Here is a 19,090-nt window from a genome sequence, read left to right on the forward strand (position 1 = left end):
TTTTTTTAATGATACGGCGACCACCGAGATCTACACCTGCGCACACACTCTTTCCCTACACGACGCTCTTCCGATCTCGGCACACCATCCGCGGCGCCGGCCCGCCCGCAAGCGCTCCCTGCGCCGGCGCCGCGCCGCGCAAACGGCCGCATCGCCGGCCGAGGCCGGCCGCGCCGCGTACAATACTGGACTTTTGTACGCCCTCCCCCCGCCTTATGTCCTCGCCCACCCTGTACGACTTCTTCGCTCCCTGCCCGCGCGGCCTCGAAGCGGCGCTCGCCGCCGAACTGGCCGAGATCGCCAGCAGCCATCTGGACGGCGCGCCGTTCGCCGCGGGCGCGCAGGTGCCGGGCGGTGTCCATTTCCGCGGCGGCTGGGCCGCCGGCATGGCCGCGAACCTCCATTCGCGGATCGCGAGCCGGATTCTGCTGAAGATCGCGCACCGCCCGTATCGCAACGAGCAGGACGTCTACGCGCTCGCGCTCGAGCAGCCGTGGGAGCGCTGGTTCGCCGCGACGCAGACGCTGCGCGTCGACATCACCGCGATCAAGTCGCCGCTGAAGAGCCTCGAATTCGCGACATTGCGCGTGAAGGACGCGATCTGCGACCGGATGCGCGACAAGACCGGCGCGCGTCCGAGCATCGATACCGGCGCGCCCGACGTGCGCGTGTTCGCGTTCCTGACCGCCAACGAATGCACGCTGTACCTCGACACGTCCGGCGAGCCGCTGTTCAAGCGCGGCTGGCGTCTCGACAAGGGCGCGGCGCCGCTGCGCGAGAACCTCGCGGCCGGCATCCTGCGCCTGACCGGCTGGACGCCCGGCACGCCGCTGTACGACCCGATGTGCGGCAGCGGCACGTTCCTCGCGGAAGCCGCGCAGATCGCGCTCGGCGTCGCGCCGGGCGTCGAGCGCCGGTTCGGCTTCGAGAAGCTCAAGCAGTACGACATCACCGCATGGCAGGGTCTGAAGGTCGCCGCGCTGGATGCGAAGCGCGCGGCGCGCGGCAAGCGCGACGCGCTCGGCGTGTACGGCAGCGACATCTCCGGCGACATGCTCGAGAAGGCGCGCGCGAATCTCGAGCGCGCGGGCGTGCCGTCGATATGGCTGAAGCAGGTCGACGCGCGCGGAATGACGCCGCCGTGCGACGGCCCGGGCATTCTGCTCGCGAACCCGCCGTACGGCGAACGGATCGAGGTGCGAGGTCGCGGCCCGCGCGGCGACGTGCGCGAGACCGGTCGCAGCCGCGGCAACGACGACGCGTTCCGCCGCACGCATACCGACACGCCGGACAGCGAGTTCTTCAATGCGCTCGGCGATGCGCTGAAACAGCGCTTCGCCGGCTGGCAGGCGTTCCTGCTCACGTCGGACCGCTCGCTGCCCGGCCAGCTGCGACTGCGCGAGTCCGCGAAGACGCCGCTGTTCAACGGCGCGCTCGAATGCCGGCTGTTCCGCTTCGACCTGATCGCGGGTAGCGTGAAGGCGCGCCCCGCCGCACCCGAAGGCGACGCATAAACCGCGGGCCGCACGCACGGCGGCCCGCTGCTGTCGCCCGTCTCCTGCCACGCCCGGCGCGTGCCGGGTCTCTCCTCGATCGTTCAAGCTTCGCTGCGCCGACGCGACGCGGCGGCCCCCACCGCCCGCGCGCGCGTCCGAGCGCCGCGTCCGCCGCGGCCGCACGGCGGCTCCGCCCCTTTTGTCAGCACCGCGACGACTACTGACAGCACGCTGTCAGCAGACCCGCGCGACACTGCAATCCCGGCGCAATGCAAGGCTGGTTTCCAGATAAAACCGAACGAAAAAGGAGCTCGTCATGACGTCCGCAACTGCAACCGCAACCGTCGACCGTGCGATCGCGTGGTTCGACATTCCGTCCCTCGATTTCGACCGCGCGATCCGCTTCTACGAGACCGTGCTGCAGACCACGCTGCAGCGCGAAGTGATCGGCGGCGTGCCGATGGCCGTGTTCGATCACGAGGCGTCGAGCACCGGCGGCAGCATCGTGTTCGATCCGCAGCAGATGAAGCCGAGCGCGAACGGCGTGCTCGTGTACCTGAACGCCGGCGAGTCGGTCGTCGCGGCGCTCGAGCGCGCGAAGCGCGCGGGCGGGATCGTGCAGGGCTCGGTCATCGAGTTGCCGAACAACTACGGCTACATCGGCTACCTGATCGATACCGAAGGCAACCGCGTCGGCCTGCACGCGCCGAAATGCCACTGACCGCACCGTTCGCGCGGCCGCCGCGGCGCTATCATCGCGAAGTTCCCGTTGCCGTTGGAGTCGAGGTGCTGCCATGACGCGCCGTGCCGACCGTCTGTTCCAGATTGCCGAGCTGCTGCGCGGCCGGCGTCTGACGACCGCGCAGCAGCTCGCCGACTGGCTGTCGGTCTCGCCGCGCACCGTCTATCGCGACGTGCGCGACCTGCAGCTGTCGGGCGTGCCGATCGAAGGCGAAGCCGGGATCGGCTACCGGCTGAATCGCAACGCGAGCCTGCCGCCGCTCACGTTCACGGCCGAGGAACTCGCGGCGCTCGCCGCCGGCGCGCGGATGCTCGAAACGTGGGGCGGCGCGCGCTTCGCGGGCGGTGCGCGATCGGCGCTCGCGAAGATCGCGTCCGCGATGCCGGCCGACAAGCGCACCGCGCTCGATCGCCTGCCGGTGTTCGCGCCGTCGTTCCATATCGACGAAGCGTTTTTCGGGAAGGTCGATGCGATCCACCAGGCCGTCGACACGCGTCACATCGTCAGCTTCGCGTACCGCGACCGGCTCGGCGCGCACACGCAACGCCGCGTGTGGCCGCTCGGGCTCGTTTACTGGGGCGGACGCTGGACGATCGGCGCGTGGTGCGAGCTGCGCGGCGACTTCCGCACGTTCGACATCGCGCGGATGGGCGACATCACCGTGCACGAGCAGTTTCCGGACATGGAGGGCCGGCGCATCGCCGATTACATGCGGATCGCCGAGACGCCGATGCGGGATCCGTCGTGTCGGCGCGAGATGAAAACCGGCGCCGGGTAGGTCGGCGCCGTCGTTTTCGGATCCGTCCCATTTGATTCGGGGCATCGCATTCACGCTGATGACGAACGGACCGGTGGACGATGTCGTCCTGAATCACCTGCATGTCAGCGGCGACGGCGAACACGCGATGAACAACTTCTACTCGATGAAGATGGCGATCAAGTTCATCGCTGCCGCTGTCGTTTCGTACGCGATACTCGGCACGGCGAACGTGGTCTCGACGACAAAAAGATAATCTCGCAGCGCTCGAGAACACGCCGGGCGACGCACCCGCCGTGTTCCCCCTGCCCGGCCGCTGCGCCGCCGCGCTACTCGACCGCCTTCACCATATCCTCGATCACCTTCTTCGCGTCGCCGAACACCATCATCGTCTTGTCCATGTAGAAGAGATCGTTGTCGAGGCCCGCGTAACCGGCCGCCATCGACCGCTTGTTGACGATCACCGTGCGCGCCTTGTACGCCTCGATGATCGGCATCCCCGCGATCGGCGACTTCGGATCGTTCTTCGCGGCCGGATTCACGACGTCGTTCGCGCCGAGCACGAGCACTACATCGACCTGGCCGAACTCGCCGTTGATGTCCTCCATCTCGTGCACGATCTCGTACGGCACCTCCGCTTCCGCGAGCAGCACGTTCATGTGCCCGGGCATCCGCCCCGCGACCGGATGAATCGCATATTTCACGTCGATTCCCTTGTCGGTCAGCTTGTCGGTCAGCTCCTTCAGCGCGTGCTGCGCGCGGGCCACCGCGAGCCCGTAGCCCGGCACGATCACGACCGATTCCGCGTTGCCGAGCATGAACGCCGCGTCGTCGGCCGAACCGGACTTCACCGGCCGCTGCTCCTTCGCGCCCGCCGCACCGCCGGCCGCCGCGTCGCCGCCGAAGCCGCCGAGAATCACGTTGAAGAACGAGCGGTTCATCGCGTGGCACATGATGTACGACAGGATCGCGCCCGACGAGCCGACGAGCGAGCCGGCGATGATCAGCATCGCGTTGTTCAGCGAGAAGCCGATGCCAGCCGCCGCCCAGCCCGAGTACGAGTTCAGCATCGACACGACCACCGGCATGTCCGCGCCGCCGATCGGGATGATGATCAGCACGCCGAGCACGAACGCGATCGCCGTCATGATGATGAACGGCAGCCACGCCTGCGTGATGAAGAACAGGATCCCGAAGCCGAGCATCGCGATCGCGAGCATCAGGTTGATCAGGTGCTGCCCCGCATACACGACCGGCGCGCCCTGGAACAGCCGGAACTTGTACTTGCCCGACAGCTTGCCGAACGCGATCACCGACCCGGAGAACGTGATCGCGCCGACGAACGTGCCGATGAACAGCTCGACGCGATTGCCGTACGGGATGAAATTCGCCGACACCGCATCCTGCGGCACGAGCCCGAACGCCTCCGGCTCCGACACGACCGCATACGCGATGCACACGGCTGCGAGACCGATCAGCGAGTGCATCGCGGCGACGAGCTCCGGCATCTTGGTCATCTCGACGCGCGCGGCGACGAACGCGCCGACCGCGCCGCCGACGACGAGCGCGCCGAGCACGAGCGCGATGCCGAGCGGCAGGTTCGCGCCGAGCCACGCGGCCTGCTTGACGATCAGCGCGATCGTCGTGAGGATCGCGATGGCCATCCCGACCATCCCGAACAGGTTGCCGCGCCGCGCGCTCTTCGGGTTCGACAGCCCCTTCAGCGCCTGGATGAAGCACACCGATGCGACGAGGTACAGCAGCGTGACGACGTTCATGCTCATCGCGCGCCCTCCTTGCCGCCTTCGACGCGCTTCGGCTCCTTCTTGCGGAACATCTCGAGCATGCGTCTCGTCACGAGAAAGCCGCCGAACACGTTCACCGCCGCGAGCGCGACCGCGAGCGTGCCGAACAGCTTGCCGGTCGGGCCGACGGTCAGCGCGGCGGCCAGCATCGCGCCGACGATCACGATCGCCGAAATCGCGTTGGTCACGGCCATCAGCGGCGTATGCAGCGCGGGCGTGACGTTCCACACGACGTGGTAGCCGACGTACACCGCGAGCACGAAGATGATCACGTTGATCACCGTGTGATTGATGACTTCCATGGTCTCCTCCGTTTATTGGCGCGTGAGCTCGCCGTCGCGGCACAACAGCGTCGCGGCGACGATGTCGTCGGTCAGGTCGATGTTCAGCGCGCCTTCCTTCGTGACGATCAGCTTCATGAAGTCGAGCAGGTTGCGCGCATACAGCGCGGATGCATCCGACGCGACCATCGACGCGAGATTCGTGTGGCCGGCGATCGTCACGCCGTTGTGCACGATCACCTGATCGGCGACGGTCAGCGGGCAGTTGCCGCCTTTCCTGCCGTCGATCTCCGGGCCGCGGCCCGCCGCGAGATCGACGAGCACCGAGCCGGGCTTCATCGACTGCACGGTGTCGGCCGAAATCAGTGTCGGCGCGGGGCGCCCCGGAATCAGCGCGGTCGTGATCACGATGTCGGCCTGCTTCGCGCGCTCGTGCACGAGCGCGGCCTGCCGCGTGAGCCACGACGGCGGCATCGGCCGCGCATAGCCGCCGACGCCCTGCGCGGCTTCGCGCTCTTCGTCGGTTTCGAACGGGACGTCGAGGAATTTCGCGCCGAGCGATTCGATCTGCTCCTTCACCGCCGGCCGCACGTCGGACGCCTCGATCACCGCGCCGAGCCGCTTCGCGGTCGCGATCGCCTGCAGCCCGGCCACGCCCGCGCCGAGCACCAGCACGCGCGCGGCCTTCACGGTGCCCGCGGCGGTCATCAGCATCGGCAGGAAGCGCGGATACAGCGACGCGGCGACGAGCACCGCCTTGTAGCCGGCGATGTTCGCCTGCGACGACAGCACGTCGAGACTCTGCGCGCGCGTCGTGCGCGGCGCCGCTTCCAGCGCGAAACCGGTCACGCCGGCCGCCGCGAGCTTCGCCGCCTGCTCGGCGTTGAACGGCTCGAGCATCCCGATCAGCACCGCGCCGCGCTTGAGCTGCGGCAACTCGGCATCGGTGGGCGCCTGGACCTTCAGCACGATGTCGGCACCGAGAGCGGCCGACTGGTCGGTCAATTCGGCGCCGGCCGCCGCATACGCGTCGTCGGGATAGCTCGCCGCGGTGCCGGCGCCTGTCGCAACGCTGACGCGGTGGCCGGCGGCCGCGTATTTCTTCACGGTTTCCGGCGTCGCGGCCACGCGCGCCTCGTTCGCCCGCGTTTCAGCAGGCACTCCAATATGCATCGTCGGTTCCTCCGGTCATTGTCAGTATTTCTTTTCTTGCGGTTCTTACTGCACAACGAGCCGGACAGGCTGACGTACCGGCTCACGAGCAACGGCGTTCACGCTGCACTTTAACCGAAAGCGGTCGTCGCGCGAGCAATTCGCGTACGACCGTGCGGTCGCCGCCGCGACGCGCCGCCGGCCCGCGGAGCGGCGCGGCAGCCGACGTTCGAGGGTCGGATTCGTCCGACGAAGCGGCGGGCAACGGCCGGCAGCGTCCGGATGCAACCGGTAAAATGCCGATCCATGAAACCCGAACTCTGGACCCCGCATGTGACCGTCGCGGCGCTGATCGAGCGCGCCGGCCGCTTTCTCGTGATCGAGGAAGAAACGTCGACGGGCCTGCGCATCAACCAGCCTGCCGGCCATCTCGAAGCCGGCGAAACGCTCGCCGACGCCGTGATCCGCGAAACGCTCGAGGAAACCGCGCACCCGTTCGTGCCGAACGCGCTCGTCGGCGTCTATCTCGCGCACTACAAGCGTCCGGGCACCGCCGGCGCGACTTATCTGCGCTTCACGTTCTGCGGCACCGCGGGCGAGCCGCTCGCGGGCCACCGGCTCGACGACGGCATCGTGCGCACGCTGTGGATGAGCGCCGACGAACTGCGCGCGTGCACCGAGCGCCATCGTTCGCCGGCGGTGATGCGCTGCGTCGACGACTATCTCGCCGGGCGGCGCGTGCCGCTCGATTTCGTGCATACGCATTCGGTCGCGCCGCGTCCGGACGCATTCGACCGTCAGGCGGTGAACAAATGAGCAAGCGCCGTGTAGTGGTGGGCATGTCGGGCGGCGTCGATTCGTCGGTGACCGCATGGCTGCTGAAGGAACAGGGCTACGACGTGGTCGGCCTGTTCATGAAGAACTGGGAAGACGACGACGACGGCGAATACTGCTCGACGCGCCAGGACTGGATCGACGTCGTGTCGGTGGCCGATCTGATCGGCATCGACGTCGAAGCCGTGAACTTCGCGGCCGAATACAAGGACCGCGTGTTCGCGGAATTCCTGCGCGAATATTCGGCCGGCCGCACGCCGAACCCGGACGTGCTGTGCAATGCCGAGATCAAGTTCAAGGCGTTCCTCGATCATGCGATGTCGCTCGGCGCGGAAACGATCGCGACCGGTCACTACGCGCGCGTGCGCGAGCGCGACGGGCGCTTCGAGCTGCTGAAGGCGTTCGATCATACGAAAGACCAGTCGTACTTCCTGCACCGGCTGAACCAGGCGCAGCTGTCGAAGACGATGTTCCCGCTCGGCGAGATCCCGAAGACAAAGGTGCGCGAGATCGCCGCGCAGATCGGGCTGCCGAACGCGAAGAAGAAGGATTCGACCGGCATCTGCTTCATCGGCGAGCGGCCGTTCCGCGACTTCCTGAACCGTTATCTGCCGACGAAGCCCGGCCCGATGAAGACGCCGGACGGCAAGCTCGTCGGCGAGCACATCGGACTCGCGTTCTATACGTTCGGCCAGCGCAAGGGCATCGGCCTCGGCGGCAGCAAGGACGGCAGCGGCGAGCCGTGGTTCGTCGCCGCGAAGGACATCGCGTCGAACACGCTGTACGTCGTGCAGGGCCACGATCATCCGTGGCTGCTGTCGCGGCAGCTCGTCGCCGGCAACGTAAGCTGGGTCGCCGGCGAACCGCCGGCCGAAGGTCACGCATGCGGCGCGAAAACGCGCTACCGGCAGGCCGACGCCGCGTGCACGTTCGCGGGCGCCGGCGGCGAGCGCTTCTCGCTCGCGTTCGACGACGCGCAATGGGCGGTCACGCCCGGGCAGTCGGCGGTGCTGTACGACGGCGACGTCTGTCTCGGCGGCGGCATCATCGAATTCGCGGCAACCGGCCAGCCCGGCCACGCCGCGATCGCGCAGGGCCGCACGGCGGCGCTCGCCGAAGCACGCTGACATCGCTTCGGTTTAGACTTGCGGCACGCCGCGCCCGGCGGAACACGATTCCGCCGCGGCCGGCGCGCCGCCGCGCAGCGTACGCATGGCGGCACTTCATTCCTGTGGAGTCCCCATGCTTTCAAGACGCTATCTCGCGATGTGGTGCGCCGCGCTGCTGCTCGCCGCGACCGCCGCGCTCGCGGCGATCCACGTGCTGTCGTGGCCGTGGATCGTCGTCCCCGTCGCGCTCGTCGCACTCGGCCTGTACGATCTGAACCAGGATCGCCACGCGATCCTGCGCAACTATCCGCTGTGGGGGCACTTCCGCTTCCTGTTCGAATTCATCCGCCCCGAGATCCGTCAGTACTTCGTCGAGGACGATACCGAAGAGAAGCCGTTCTCGCGCGCGCAACGCAGCCTCGTCTACCAGCGCGCGAAGAACGTCGCCGACAATCGGCCGTACGGCACCGAGCTCAACGTGAAGGCCGTCGCGCACGAATGGATCAGCCATTCGCTCGCGCCGACGCGGCTGCCGAACCACGATTTCCGGATCCGCGTCGGCGCGAATCGCGCGCAGCCGTACGACATCTCGATCTTCAACATCTCGGCGATGAGCTTCGGCTCGCTGTCCGCGAATGCGATCCGCGCGCTGAACCTCGGCGCGAAGAAAGGCGGCTTCGCGCACGACACCGGCGAAGGCTCGCTGTCGAAGTATCACCGCGAGCACGGCGGCGACATCATCTGGGAAATCGCGTCCGGCTACTTCGGCTGCCGCAACGACGACGGCACGTTCAGCGCCGACAAGTTCGCGAAGCAGGCCGCCGAGCCGCAGGTGAAGATGATCGAGATCAAGCTGTCGCAGGGCGCGAAGCCCGGCCACGGCGGCGTGCTGCCGGCCGCGAAGATCACGCCCGAGATCGCCGAGACGCGCGGCGTGCCGATGGGCAAGGATTGCGTGTCGCCGGCCACGCACTCGGAATTCTCGACGCCGCGCGGGCTGCTCGAATTCGTCGAGCGGCTGCGCACGCTGTCGGGCGGCAAGCCGACCGGCTTCAAGCTGTGCGTCGGCCATCCGTGGGAATTCTTCGGGATCGCGAAGGCGATGGTCGAGACGGGTATCCTGCCGGACTTCATCGTCGTCGACGGCGCGGAAGGCGGCACCGGCGCGGCGCCGCTCGAATTCACCGATCACGTCGGCGTGCCGCTGCAGGAAGGGCTGCTGCTCGTGCACAACACGCTCGTCGGCATCGGCGTGCGCGACCGCGTGAAGATCGGCGCGAGCGGCAAGATCATCAGCGCGTTCGACGTCGCGCGCACGCTCGCGATCGGCGCGGACTGGGTGAACTCCGCGCGCGGCTTCATGTTCGCGGTCGGCTGCATCCAGGCGCAGACCTGCCATACCGGACGCTGCCCGACCGGCGTCGCGACGCAGGATCCGGTGCGTCAGCGCGCGCTCGTCGTGCCCGACAAGGCCGAGCGCGTGTACAACTTCCACCGCAATACGCTGCGCGCGCTGCAGGAGCTCGTGCAGGCGGCCGGACTGTCGCATCCGTCGGAGCTGCGCGCACATCACATCGTGCAGCGCGTGTCGCCGCACGAAGTGCGGTTGATGTCGCAACTGCTGAAATACCTGAAGCCCGGCGCGCTGCTCGACGGCAGTCATTGCGGCTATACGCTGTACGACAACTGGTGGCCGATCGCGCGCAGCGACTCGTTCACGCTCGGCGAGACCGTGTACGCGTCGGTCGACTGACGGCCGCCGCGGCCGCCGCCGCGCGGACGGTGCCGGAAAAAGAAAAGCGCCTGTCGAGGCGCTTTTCTTTCGTCTGCTCGATGCGCGAGCCGCGTGCGGCTCAGCCTTGCGGCAGCGTGTCGGCGAACGTCTGACGCTGCGATAGCTTCACGAAATGCTTGTCGAGATTCGGGTGACGGTCGCGCCAGTTCAGTTCGGGCATCCGGAAGTCGAGATAGCCGAGCGCGCAGCCGAGTGCGATGTCGGCGAGCGTGTAATGATTACCGACACACCACGTCTTGCCGCCGAGCCCCTGCGACATCGCGACGAGCGCGTCGTCGATCTTGCGCTGCTGGCGCGCGATCCAGCTCGCGCTGCGCTGCGCTTCGTCGCGCAGCGTGTGTTCGAGGCGAATCGCGACCGATGCATCGAGCACGCCGTCGCAGAGCGCCTCCCAGCAGCGCACCTCGAGCCGCTCGCGGCCCGACGGCGGAATCAGCTTGCCGACCGGCGACAGCGTATCGACGTACTCGCAGATCACGCGCGAGTCGAACACCGCGGCGCCGTCCTCCATCACGAGACACGGGACCTTGCCGAGCGGATTCGACGCATGAATATCCGTCTCGGGCGCCCATACGTTCTCGATCTCCAGCTTGTAGTCGATCTTCTTTTCAGCAAGCACGATCCGCGCCTTTCGGACGTACGGGCTGCTGAGCGAACCGATTAATTTCATCATCTGCCTTTTCGAGGGAACCGCCGGGAGTATAGGTTGTCGCCGATCATAACCGGCCGGCGGCGCCCGGTAGAAAATCGCCCGTCCGGCCTGTGGATGGTTTGCAACAGCCGCCGCGCGGGGCGAGCCGGCGCCCGCTGCGGCCCCGCTTTCACGTACGCCGGCCGGCGGCGCTACAATCGCACGATGAATGCGCCCCTCGATACCGCCATCGCCGTCGACGTCTACCGCCAGCGCCGCGAACGCGTGCTTGCCGCACTGCGCGCCGCGGGCGGCGGCGTCGCCATCGTTCCCACCGCGCCCGAAGTGATGCGCAACCGCGATACGGCCTACCCGTACCGGCACGACAGCTACTTCTACTACCTGACCGGCTTCACCGAGCCCGACGCCGTGCTCGTGCTGAATGCGGCTGCGCCGCACGGCGCGCCGGAATCGATCCTGTTCTGCCGCGCGAAGAACGTCGACCGTGAGATCTGGGAAGGCTTCCACTACGGGCCCGACGCCGCGCGCGACGCGTTCGGTTTCGACGCGGCCCACGCCGTCGACGTGATCGACACCGAAATCCCGCGCCTGCTCGCGGACGCGGGCACCGTGCACTATCGGTTCGGCGCATCGGCCGAGTTCGACGGCCGGCTCGCGCGCTGGCTCGATGCGGTGCGCACGCAGGCGCGCGCCGGCGTCGCTGCGCCGCACGCGATGCTCGACCTCACGCCGCTGCTCGACGACATGCGGCTCGTGAAGGACGACCACGAGCTCGCGATCATGACGCGCGCCGCGCACATCTCCGCGCTCGCGCATCGGCGCGCGATGCACGCGTGCCGGCCCGGCATCCGCGAATACGAACTCGAAGCCGAGCTGCTGTATACGTTTCGGCAGCACGGCGCACAGGCGCCCGCGTACGGGTCGATCGTCGCGGCCGGCGCGAACGCCTGCGTGCTGCACTACCCGGCCGGCAACGCGATCGCGCAGGACGGCGACCTGATCCTGATCGACGCCGCCTGCGAGCTCGACGGCTATGCGTCCGACATCACGCGCACGTTCCCGGCGAACGGGCGCTTCTCGGCGCCGCAGCGCACGCTGTACGACATCGTGCTCGCCGCGCAGCAGGCCGCGATCGACGCGACGCGCGCGGGCGTGCCGTTCGAGGCGCCGCACGATGCGGCCGTGCGCGTGCTGGCACAGGGGCTGCTCGATACCGGCATCATTCCGAAAACGCGCTTCTCGAACGTCGACGACGTGATCGCCGAGCGCGCGTACGCGCGCTTTTACATGCACCGCACCGGCCACTGGCTCGGGATGGACGTGCACGACTGCGGCGACTACCGCGCGCGGCTCGGCGCGCGCGACGCGAACGGCGCGCTGCCGTGGCGCACGTTGAAGGCCGGCATGACGCTGACCGTCGAGCCCGGCCTGTACGTGCGCGCCGCCGACGACGTGCCGCACGAATACTGGAACATCGGCATCCGCATCGAGGACGACGCGATCGTGCGCGAGCACGGCTGCGAACTGATCACGCGCGACGTGCCGGTCGCGGCGGCCGAGATCGAGGCGCTGATGCGCGCAGGCGCCGCGCCGGAAGCGTAAGCGGCCATGCGTTGCGCTCGCCCGTTACCACCGTTTGACGAACCCAGATGACGACCGCTTCCTCCCCGGCCACGCCGGACTACGACCTCGCCATCGTCGGCGCCGGCCCCGTCGGGCTCGCGCTCGCCGGCTGGCTCGCACGGCGCAGCGCCACGCGGCACGCGTCGATCGCGCTGATCGACGCGCGCGAACCGGCCGCGAGCGCGAGCGATCCGCGCGCGATCGCGGTGTCGCACGGCAGCCGCGTGCTGCTCGACTCGCTCGCCTGGCCGGCCGACGCGACGCCGATCGAGCACATTCACGTATCGCAGCGCGGCCATTTCGGGCGCACGCTGATCGATCGCGACGAGCACGATCTGAGCGCGCTGGGCTACGTCGTGCGCTACGGCTCGATCGTGCAGGCGCTGGCGGGCGCGGTGCGCGGCACGCGCGTCGACTGGCTCACGTCGACCGCCGCGCGCGCGCCGCAGCAGGATGCCGACGGCGTCACGCTGACGCTCGACGGCCCGCAAGGCGAGCGCCCGCTGCGCGCGCGCATCGTCGTCAGTGCCGAAGGCGGCTTGTTCCACGAACAGCGCGCGGACGCCGGCAAGCATCGCCGCGACTACGGGCAGACGGCGATCGTCGGCACGGTGACGGTGTCGTCGCCGCGCCCGAACGTCGCGTGGGAACGCTTCACGCACGAAGGGCCGCTCGCGCTGCTGCCGCTCGGCGGCCCGCGTCAGGCCGACTACGCGCTCGTCTGGTGCTGCGCGCCCGACGAGGCGGCCCGCCGCGCCGCGCTGTCCGACGACGCGTTCCTCGCCGAGCTCGGCGTCGCGTTCGGCGAACGCATGGGCCGCTTCGTCGCGATCGCCGGCCGCGCATCGTTCCCGCTCGGGCTCAGCGCCGCGCAGACGCTCGTGAACGGCCGCATCGCGATCGTCGGCAACGCTGCGCAGACGCTGCACCCGGTCGCGGGCCAGGGCCTGAACCTCGGCTTGCGCGACGCGCACACGCTCGTCGACGCGCTGTCCGCGCAAGGTTTCGACGCGACCGCGCTCGCGACCTTCAACGCGCGCCGCGCGCTCGACCGGCGCCTGACGATCGGCGCGACCGACACGCTCGCGCGACTGTTCACGATCGCGTCCGGCCCGCTGCCGCTGCTGCGCGGCGCGGCGCTGACCGCGCTCGAATTCGTGCCGCCGCTGAAAACGGCGATCGCGCGCCAGATGATGTTCGGCCAGCGCCGCTGACGCTGCGCGACACGCCGCGCCGCGCGACGCGGCACACAAAGCGGGCCAAATCGGCGGCCGATGGGAATACGGTAAAATGCGCGTTTTCCCTCCGCCCTTTTTGGCCCGCGACGCCCGGCGCTCGCGGGCGGTGCCATTGCGATGCCCGTTATCGGCTCTCACGTATTGCGTAGCAACCTGTTCGTCGCGCCGATGGCGGGCGTGACGGACCGTCCGTTCCGCCAGCTGTGCAAGCGGCTGGGCGCCGGTTACGCGGTGTCCGAGATGGTCGCGTCCAACGCGCAGCTGTGGAAAAGCGCGAAGACGATGCGGCGCGCGAACCACGAAGGCGAAGTCGAGCCGATCGCGGTGCAGATCGCCGGCGCCGATCCGGCGATGATGGCCGAAGCCGCGCGCTACAACGTCGACAACGGCGCGCAGATCATCGACATCAACATGGGCTGCCCGGCGAAGAAGGTATGCAACGTCGCGGCCGGCTCCGCACTGCTGCAGAACGAGCCGCTCGTGCAGCGGATCGTCGAGGCCGTCGTCGCGGCGGTCGGCACCGGGCCCGACGCGGTGCCCGTCACGCTGAAGATCCGCACCGGCTGGGATCGCGAGCACAAGAACGCGATCACGGTCGCGCGGCTCGCCGAAGCCGCCGGCATCTCGATGCTCACCGTGCACGGCCGCACGCGCGCCGATCTGTATCGCGGCGAAGCCGAATACGAAACCATCGCGGCCGTGAAGGCGGCCGTGCGCATTCCGGTCGTCGCGAACGGCGACATCACGTCGCCGGCGAAGGCGAAGGCCGTGCTCGACGCGACCGGCGCCGACGCGCTGATGATCGGTCGCGCCGCGCAAGGCCGGCCGTGGCTGTTCCGCGAAATCGACCATTTCCTGCAAACGGGCGAACTGCTGCCGCCGCCGCGGATCGACGAGATCCAGCTCGTGATGAACGAGCACCTGGAAGACCACTACGCGTTCTACGGCGAATTCACCGGCGTGCGTACTGCGCGCAAGCACATCGGCTGGTACACTCGCGGCCTTTCCGGTGCCAACGCGTTCCGGCACAGGATGAACACGCTCGATTCCACCCGCGAGCAGCTCGCCGCCGTCAATGCGTTCTTCGACGCGCAAAAGGCGCTGTCGGACCGTCTCGTCTACGTCGACGAAGAAGCGGAGAACGGCCAGGGCGAGCCGGACGACCATAACCAGTTAGCAGCATGAGCAAGCACAACATCGAACAATGTGTCCGCGAGAGCCTGGACGTGTATTTCCGGGATCTAGACGGCTCCAATCCGCACGACGTCTATGAAATGGTGATGTCCTGCGTCGAAAAGCCGATGCTCGAGGTCGTGCTCGAACAGGCGGGCGGCAACCAGTCGCTCGCCGCGGAGTACCTCGGCATCAACCGCAACACGCTGCGCAAGAAGCTGCAGCAGCACGGCCTGCTGTAGCCGGCCGCCCCGTCCCCGTTTCCCTGGCTATTGGTGGTTCCATCATGATCAAGCAAGCGCTCATTTCCGTTTCCGACAAGACCGGCATCGTCGACTTCGCGAAGTCGCTGTCCGACCTCGGCGTCAAGCTGCTGTCGACCGGCGGCACCGCGAAACTGCTCGCCGATGCGGGCCTGCCCGTCACCGAAGTGGCCGACTACACGGGCTTTCCGGAAATGCTCGATGGGCGCGTGAAGACGCTGCATCCGAAAGTGCACGGCGGGATCCTCGCGCGGCGCGATCTGCCCGAGCACATGCAGGCGCTCGAGACGCACGGCATCCCGACGATCGACCTGCTCGTCGTGAACCTGTATCCGTTCGTCGCGACGATCGCGAAGGACGACTGCACGCTCGCCGACGCGATCGAGAACATCGACATCGGCGGCCCGACGATGCTGCGCTCGGCCGCGAAGAACCACCGCGACGTGACGGTCGTCGTCGACCCGGCCGATTACGCGGTCGTGCTCGACGAAATGAAGGCGAACGGCAACACCGTCGGCTACGCGACCAACTTCCGCCTCGCGACGAAGGTGTTCGCGCACACCGCGCAATACGACGGCGCGATCACGAACTACCTGACGAGCCTGACCGACGAACTGCAGCACGCGTCGCGCAGCGCATACCCGGCAACGCTGAATCTCGCGTTCGACAAGGTGCAGGATCTGCGCTACGGCGAGAACCCGCACCAGAGCGCGGCGTTCTATCGCGACATCGTGCCGCCGGCCGGCGCGCTCGCGAACTACCGCCAGCTGCAGGGCAAGGAGCTGTCGTACAACAACATCGCCGATTCGGACGCCGCGTGGGAATGCGTGAAGACGTTCGACGCGCCGGCGTGCGTGATCATCAAGCATGCGAACCCGTGCGGCGTCGCGATCGGCAACGACCCGGCCGACGCGTATGCGAAGGCGTTCCAGACGGACCCGACGTCGGCGTTCGGCGGCATCATCGCGTTCAATCGCGAAGTCGACGAAGCCGCTGCGCAAGCGGTTGCGAAACAGTTCGTCGAAGTGCTGATCGCGCCGTCGTTCACGGACGCCGCGAAGCAGGTGTTCGCATCGAAGCAGAACGTGCGTCTGCTCGAAATCGCGCTCGGTGAAGGCCACAACGCGTTCGACCTGAAGCGCGTGGGCGGCGGCCTGCTTGTGCAGTCGCTCGACGCGAAGAACGTGCAGCCGCACGAACTGCGCGTCGTCACGAAGCGCCACCCGACGCCGAAGGAAATGGACGATCTGCTGTTCGCATGGCGCGTCGCGAAGTACGTGAAGTCGAACGCGATCGTGTTCTGCGGCAACGGCATGACGCTCGGCGTCGGCGCCGGCCAGATGAGCCGCGTCGATTCGGCGCGCATCGCGAGCATCAAGGCGCAGAACGCGGGCCTGACGCTCGCCGGCTCGGCGGTCGCGTCGGATGCGTTCTTCCCGTTCCGCGACGGCCTCGACGTCGTCGTGGCAGCCGGCGCGACGTGCGTGATCCAGCCGGGCGGCTCGGTACGCGACGACGAAGTGATCGCGGCCGCCGACGAGCACAACATCGCGATGATCCTGACGGGCGTGCGTCACTTCCGTCACTGACCGGATGCGGCCTGCGCGGCCGCGGTACGAAGGCCCGGCGGCGTCGCACCCGCCGGGTTTTTTATTGGGCGGCGCCACCGCGCGCGACACGGCGGCCGGTTTGCCGCACCGTTCGTTGTAGTATCGCTGCATCACGCTTCTCTCCCGACTCATGCGAATTCTTGGCATCGACCCCGGCCTGCGCGTCACCGGCTTCGGCGTCATCGACGTCAGCGGCCATCGGCTCGCCTATGTGACGAGCGGTGTGATCCGCACGCCGACGGCCGACCTGGCGACGCGGCTCGGCACGATCTTCCACGGCGTGTCGACGCTCGTGCGCGAACACGCGCCCGATCAGGCCGCGATCGAAAAAGTGTTCGTCAACGTGAACCCGCAGTCCACGCTGCTGCTCGGCCAGGCGCGCGGCGCCGCAATCTGCGGCCTCGTCGCGGGCGGCCTGCCGGTTGCCGAATACACGGCGCTGCAGCTCAAGCAGGCGGTCGTCGGCTACGGCCGCGCGACCAAGACGCAGATGCAGGAAATGGTCACGCGACTGCTCAACCTGTCGGGACAGCCGGGCACCGACGCGGCCGACGCGCTCGGCATGGCGATCTGCCACGCGCACGGCGGCAATACGCTCAGCACGCTCGGCGGGCTCGCGCCGGCACTCGCGCAGAAGGGGCTGCGCGTGCGGCGCGGGCGGCTCGTCGGCTAGACGTCCGGCCGTTTCGATGCGCCGCGCGGACCCGCGTCCGGCGCTCACGGCCGCGCCCTTTCGGCTTTCCGCACCGCGTGCGCTACACTCGCGCTTTCTTCCTCGCATCCCGCCATCCATGATCGGTCGCATCGCCGGCATCCTGCTCGAAAAGAACCCGCCTCACCTGCTCGTCGACTGCAACGGCGTCGGCTACGAAATCGACGTGCCGATGAGCACCTTCTACAACCTGCCGCAGACGGGCGAGCGCGTCGTGCTGCTCACGCAGCAGATCGTCCGCGAGGACGCGCACCTGCTGTACGGCTTCCTGACGCCGCAGGAACGTACGACCTTCCGCGAACTGCTGAAGATCACCGGCATCGGCGCGCGCATGGCGCTCGCCGTGCTGTCCGGCATGAGCGTGCAGGAGCTCGCGCAAGCCGTGACGATGCAGGACGCCGCTCGCCTCACGCGCCTGCCCGGCATCGGCAAGAAGACCGCCGAGCGCCTGCTGCTCGAACTGAAGGGCAAGCTCGGTGCCGATCTCGGTGCGCTCGCCGGCGCCGCGTCGCCGTCCGATCATGCCGCCGACATCCTCAACGCGCTGCTCGCGCTCGGCTACTCCGAAAAGGAAGCGCTCGCCGCAATCAAGAACGTGCCGGCCGGCACCGGCGTGTCCGAAGGCATCAAGCTCGCGCTCAAGGCATTGTCCAAGGCGTGACGCACGCGTGAGCGGCCGACGGATCCAGTGTCGCCCCGCCGCGCGGCGCCTGCCAGTCGGCCGTTCGGCCAGGTAGGCGCGGCCGCCGTGCGCGGTACAATGGCCGCATGATTGAAACCGACAAACTCGCCGCCGAGCGGATCATCGCCGCCACCCCCACGTCGTCGCACGAGGAGGTGTTCGAGCGCGCGTTGCGGCCGCGCCAGCTCGACGACTACGTCGGGCAGGAAAAGGTCCGCGGCCAGCTCGAGATCTTCATCGAGGCCGCGAAGCGCCGCTCCGAGCCGCTCGACCACGTGCTGCTGTTCGGCCCGCCGGGCCTCGGCAAGACGACGCTCGCACACATCATCGCGCGCGAAATGGGCGTGAACCTGCGGCAGACGTCGGGGCCGGTACTCGAACGCGCGGGCGATCTCGCCGCGCTGCTGACGAACCTCGAGCCGAACGACGTGCTGTTCATCGACGAAATCCACCGGCTGTCGCCGGTCGTCGAGGAAATCCTGTACCCGGCGCTCGAGGATTACCAGATCGACATCATGATCGGCGAAGGGCCGGCCGCGCGCAGCGTGAAGCTCGATCTGCAGCCGTTCACGCTGGTCGGCGCGACCACGCGCGCGGGGATGCTCACCAATCCGCTGCGCGACCGTTTCGGGATCGTCGCACGCCTCGAGTTCTACGACGCCGAACAGCTGTCGCGGATCGTGAAGCGCTCGGCGTCGCTGCTGAACGCGCAGATCGATCCGAACGGTGCGCTCGAGATCGCGAAGCGCTCGCGCGGCACGCCGCGGATCGCGAACCGGCTGCTGCGCCGCGTGCGCGACTTCGCGGAAGTAAAGGCGGACGGCCAGATCACGGCAGCCGTCGCCGACGCCGCGCTCGCGATGCTCGACGTCGATCCGGTCGGCTTCGACCTGATGGACCGCAAGCTGCTCGAGGCGATCCTGCACAAGTTCGATGGCGGCCCGGTCGGCATCGACAACCTCGCGGCCGCGATCGGCGAAGAGCGCGACACGATCGAGGACGTACTGGAACCGTATCTGATTCAGCAGGGCTTCCTGCAACGCACGCCGCGCGGGCGTGTCGCGACGCTGCTCACGTACCGCCACTTCGGGCTTGCTGCGCCGGACGCCGGCGGCCCCGTGCCCGATCTCTGGGATACGCCAGACGGAAAGTAACCGAGCGTCCGC

General features: G+C 68.3%; 19 protein-coding genes. 15 read left to right on the plus strand and 4 right to left on the minus strand.

All coding sequences use genetic code 11. The features are described from left to right. The first annotated feature begins 215 nt into the window (after window positions 1-215). The 4 genes from BUB20358_RS14485 to BUB20358_RS14500 all read left to right on the plus strand — a co-directional run bounded on the left by BUB20358_RS14485 (window position 216) and on the right by BUB20358_RS14500 (window position 3,251). Complete coding sequence (locus tag BUB20358_RS14485) at window positions 216-1,514, plus strand: THUMP domain-containing class I SAM-dependent RNA methyltransferase (RefSeq protein ID WP_006765139.1); 1,299 nt, start codon at window positions 216-218, stop codon at window positions 1,512-1,514. 298 nt (window positions 1,515-1,812) lie between these two features. After that, the gene (locus BUB20358_RS14490; RefSeq protein ID WP_006765140.1) at window positions 1,813-2,217 is read left to right on the plus strand and encodes a VOC family protein; all 405 of its coding nucleotides are present in this window, start codon (window positions 1,813-1,815) and stop codon (window positions 2,215-2,217) included. Window positions 2,218-2,290: 73 nt separating this feature from the next. Next, window positions 2,291-3,016 carry a helix-turn-helix transcriptional regulator gene (locus BUB20358_RS14495; protein WP_006765141.1) on the plus strand — a complete coding sequence of 242 codons (726 nt, stop codon included), beginning with the start codon at window positions 2,291-2,293 and terminating at the stop codon, window positions 3,014-3,016. 73 nt (window positions 3,017-3,089) lie between these two features. Further along, window positions 3,090-3,251, plus strand: a complete 162-nt coding sequence (locus BUB20358_RS14500; protein ID WP_158380484.1) for a hypothetical protein — start codon at window positions 3,090-3,092, stop codon at window positions 3,249-3,251. Between the two features lie 73 nt (window positions 3,252-3,324). Here the strand turns inward: BUB20358_RS14500 and BUB20358_RS14505 are convergent, their stop codons facing one another. Genes BUB20358_RS14505 through BUB20358_RS14515 form a run of 3 tightly spaced genes read right to left on the minus strand, consistent with a single transcriptional unit; the run spans window position 3,325 to window position 6,254 of the window. Then, on the minus strand, window positions 3,325-4,779 hold the full coding sequence (locus BUB20358_RS14505) for an NAD(P)(+) transhydrogenase (Re/Si-specific) subunit beta (protein WP_035973030.1): 1,455 nt from the start codon (window positions 4,777-4,779) through the stop codon (window positions 3,325-3,327). After that, window positions 4,776-5,102 (minus strand): NAD(P) transhydrogenase subunit alpha part 2, encoded by a 327-nt coding sequence (locus BUB20358_RS14510; protein WP_035973031.1) that lies wholly within the window; start codon window positions 5,100-5,102, stop codon window positions 4,776-4,778. The genes BUB20358_RS14505 and BUB20358_RS14510 overlap by 4 nt, the downstream gene beginning before the upstream one ends. A gap of 12 nt (window positions 5,103-5,114) precedes the next feature. After that, window positions 5,115-6,254 carry a Re/Si-specific NAD(P)(+) transhydrogenase subunit alpha gene (locus tag BUB20358_RS14515; RefSeq protein WP_006765143.1) on the minus strand — a complete coding sequence of 380 codons (1,140 nt, stop codon included), beginning with the start codon at window positions 6,252-6,254 and terminating at the stop codon, window positions 5,115-5,117. 285 nt (window positions 6,255-6,539) lie between these two features. Here BUB20358_RS14515 and BUB20358_RS14520 point away from each other — a divergent pair, with 285 nt between their 5' ends. The 3 genes from BUB20358_RS14520 (at window position 6,540) to BUB20358_RS14530 (ending at window position 9,929) form a co-directional block, all read left to right on the plus strand. Next, window positions 6,540-7,049 (plus strand): NUDIX hydrolase, encoded by a 510-nt coding sequence (locus BUB20358_RS14520; protein WP_035973034.1) that lies wholly within the window; start codon window positions 6,540-6,542, stop codon window positions 7,047-7,049. After that, window positions 7,046-8,194, plus strand: a complete 1,149-nt coding sequence (gene mnmA, locus BUB20358_RS14525; protein WP_006765145.1) for a tRNA 2-thiouridine(34) synthase MnmA — start codon at window positions 7,046-7,048, stop codon at window positions 8,192-8,194. The genes BUB20358_RS14520 and mnmA overlap by 4 nt, the downstream gene beginning before the upstream one ends. Before the next feature lie 115 nt (window positions 8,195-8,309). After that, window positions 8,310-9,929, plus strand: coding sequence for an FMN-binding glutamate synthase family protein (locus tag BUB20358_RS14530; RefSeq protein ID WP_035973038.1), 1,620 nt, complete (start codon window positions 8,310-8,312; stop codon window positions 9,927-9,929). Between the two features lie 100 nt (window positions 9,930-10,029). Here the strand turns inward: BUB20358_RS14530 and BUB20358_RS14535 are convergent, their stop codons facing one another. Then, complete coding sequence (locus BUB20358_RS14535; protein WP_035973422.1) at window positions 10,030-10,641, minus strand: glutathione S-transferase family protein; 612 nt, start codon at window positions 10,639-10,641, stop codon at window positions 10,030-10,032. Between the two features lie 186 nt (window positions 10,642-10,827). Between BUB20358_RS14535 and BUB20358_RS14540 the strand changes: the two genes are divergently transcribed. The 8 genes from BUB20358_RS14540 to ruvB all read left to right on the plus strand — a co-directional run bounded on the left by BUB20358_RS14540 (window position 10,828) and on the right by ruvB (window position 19,078). Further along, window positions 10,828-12,225, plus strand: a complete 1,398-nt coding sequence (locus BUB20358_RS14540; RefSeq protein ID WP_035973040.1) for an aminopeptidase P N-terminal domain-containing protein — start codon at window positions 10,828-10,830, stop codon at window positions 12,223-12,225. A 47-nt stretch (window positions 12,226-12,272) separates the two neighbouring features. Continuing rightward, entirely contained in the window at window positions 12,273-13,460 is a 1,188-nt protein-coding gene (locus BUB20358_RS14545) for a UbiH/UbiF/VisC/COQ6 family ubiquinone biosynthesis hydroxylase (RefSeq protein WP_035973041.1), read from the plus strand. 141 nt (window positions 13,461-13,601) lie between these two features. After that, the gene (gene dusB / locus BUB20358_RS14550) at window positions 13,602-14,669 is read left to right on the plus strand and encodes a tRNA dihydrouridine synthase DusB (protein ID WP_006765150.1); all 1,068 of its coding nucleotides are present in this window, start codon (window positions 13,602-13,604) and stop codon (window positions 14,667-14,669) included. Further along, window positions 14,666-14,899, plus strand: coding sequence for a Fis family transcriptional regulator (locus tag BUB20358_RS14555; RefSeq protein ID WP_006401675.1), 234 nt, complete (start codon window positions 14,666-14,668; stop codon window positions 14,897-14,899). The genes dusB and BUB20358_RS14555 overlap by 4 nt, the downstream gene beginning before the upstream one ends. A gap of 44 nt (window positions 14,900-14,943) precedes the next feature. Further along, window positions 14,944-16,509, plus strand: coding sequence for a bifunctional phosphoribosylaminoimidazolecarboxamide formyltransferase/IMP cyclohydrolase (purH, locus tag BUB20358_RS14560; RefSeq protein ID WP_006765151.1), 1,566 nt, complete (start codon window positions 14,944-14,946; stop codon window positions 16,507-16,509). 151 nt (window positions 16,510-16,660) lie between these two features. Then, entirely contained in the window at window positions 16,661-17,203 is a 543-nt protein-coding gene (gene ruvC / locus BUB20358_RS14565) for a crossover junction endodeoxyribonuclease RuvC (protein ID WP_006765152.1), read from the plus strand. A gap of 118 nt (window positions 17,204-17,321) precedes the next feature. Continuing rightward, window positions 17,322-17,903 (plus strand): Holliday junction branch migration protein RuvA, encoded by a 582-nt coding sequence (gene ruvA / locus BUB20358_RS14570; protein ID WP_035973042.1) that lies wholly within the window; start codon window positions 17,322-17,324, stop codon window positions 17,901-17,903. A 107-nt stretch (window positions 17,904-18,010) separates the two neighbouring features. Further along, window positions 18,011-19,078 (plus strand): Holliday junction branch migration DNA helicase RuvB, encoded by a 1,068-nt coding sequence (gene ruvB / locus BUB20358_RS14575; protein WP_006765154.1) that lies wholly within the window; start codon window positions 18,011-18,013, stop codon window positions 19,076-19,078. Window positions 19,079-19,090 lie beyond the last annotated feature (12 nt).

Origin of the sequence: Burkholderia dolosa (assembly GCF_902499135.1) — a bacterium.
In the GTDB taxonomy this organism is placed as follows: domain Bacteria; phylum Pseudomonadota; class Gammaproteobacteria; order Burkholderiales; family Burkholderiaceae; genus Burkholderia; species Burkholderia dolosa.

Excerpts from the sequence above, each read along its gene's own strand:
- BUB20358_RS14485 (WP_006765139.1), top strand. The coding sequence starts at position 216 with ATGTCCTCGCCCACCCTGTACGACTTCTTCGCTCCCTGCCCGCGCGGC.
- BUB20358_RS14490 (WP_006765140.1), top strand. The coding sequence starts at position 1,813 with ATGACGTCCGCAACTGCAACCGCAACCGTCGACCGTGCGATCGCGTGG.
- BUB20358_RS14495 (WP_006765141.1), top strand. The coding sequence starts at position 2,291 with ATGACGCGCCGTGCCGACCGTCTGTTCCAGATTGCCGAGCTGCTGCGC.
- BUB20358_RS14505 (WP_035973030.1), bottom strand. The coding sequence starts at position 4,779 with ATGAGCATGAACGTCGTCACGCTGCTGTACCTCGTCGCATCGGTGTGC.
- BUB20358_RS14510 (WP_035973031.1), bottom strand. The coding sequence starts at position 5,102 with ATGGAAGTCATCAATCACACGGTGATCAACGTGATCATCTTCGTGCTC.
- BUB20358_RS14515 (WP_006765143.1), bottom strand. The coding sequence starts at position 6,254 with ATGCATATTGGAGTGCCTGCTGAAACGCGGGCGAACGAGGCGCGCGTG.
- BUB20358_RS14520 (WP_035973034.1), top strand. The coding sequence starts at position 6,540 with ATGAAACCCGAACTCTGGACCCCGCATGTGACCGTCGCGGCGCTGATC.
- mnmA (WP_006765145.1), top strand. The coding sequence starts at position 7,046 with ATGAGCAAGCGCCGTGTAGTGGTGGGCATGTCGGGCGGCGTCGATTCG.
- BUB20358_RS14530 (WP_035973038.1), top strand. The coding sequence starts at position 8,310 with ATGCTTTCAAGACGCTATCTCGCGATGTGGTGCGCCGCGCTGCTGCTC.
- BUB20358_RS14535 (WP_035973422.1), bottom strand. The coding sequence starts at position 10,641 with ATGAAATTAATCGGTTCGCTCAGCAGCCCGTACGTCCGAAAGGCGCGG.
- BUB20358_RS14540 (WP_035973040.1), top strand. The coding sequence starts at position 10,828 with ATGAATGCGCCCCTCGATACCGCCATCGCCGTCGACGTCTACCGCCAG.
- BUB20358_RS14545 (WP_035973041.1), top strand. The coding sequence starts at position 12,273 with ATGACGACCGCTTCCTCCCCGGCCACGCCGGACTACGACCTCGCCATC.
- dusB (WP_006765150.1), top strand. The coding sequence starts at position 13,602 with ATGCCCGTTATCGGCTCTCACGTATTGCGTAGCAACCTGTTCGTCGCG.
- BUB20358_RS14555 (WP_006401675.1), top strand. The coding sequence starts at position 14,666 with ATGAGCAAGCACAACATCGAACAATGTGTCCGCGAGAGCCTGGACGTG.
- purH (WP_006765151.1), top strand. The coding sequence starts at position 14,944 with ATGATCAAGCAAGCGCTCATTTCCGTTTCCGACAAGACCGGCATCGTC.
- ruvC (WP_006765152.1), top strand. The coding sequence starts at position 16,661 with ATGCGAATTCTTGGCATCGACCCCGGCCTGCGCGTCACCGGCTTCGGC.
- ruvA (WP_035973042.1), top strand. The coding sequence starts at position 17,322 with ATGATCGGTCGCATCGCCGGCATCCTGCTCGAAAAGAACCCGCCTCAC.
- ruvB (WP_006765154.1), top strand. The coding sequence starts at position 18,011 with ATGATTGAAACCGACAAACTCGCCGCCGAGCGGATCATCGCCGCCACC.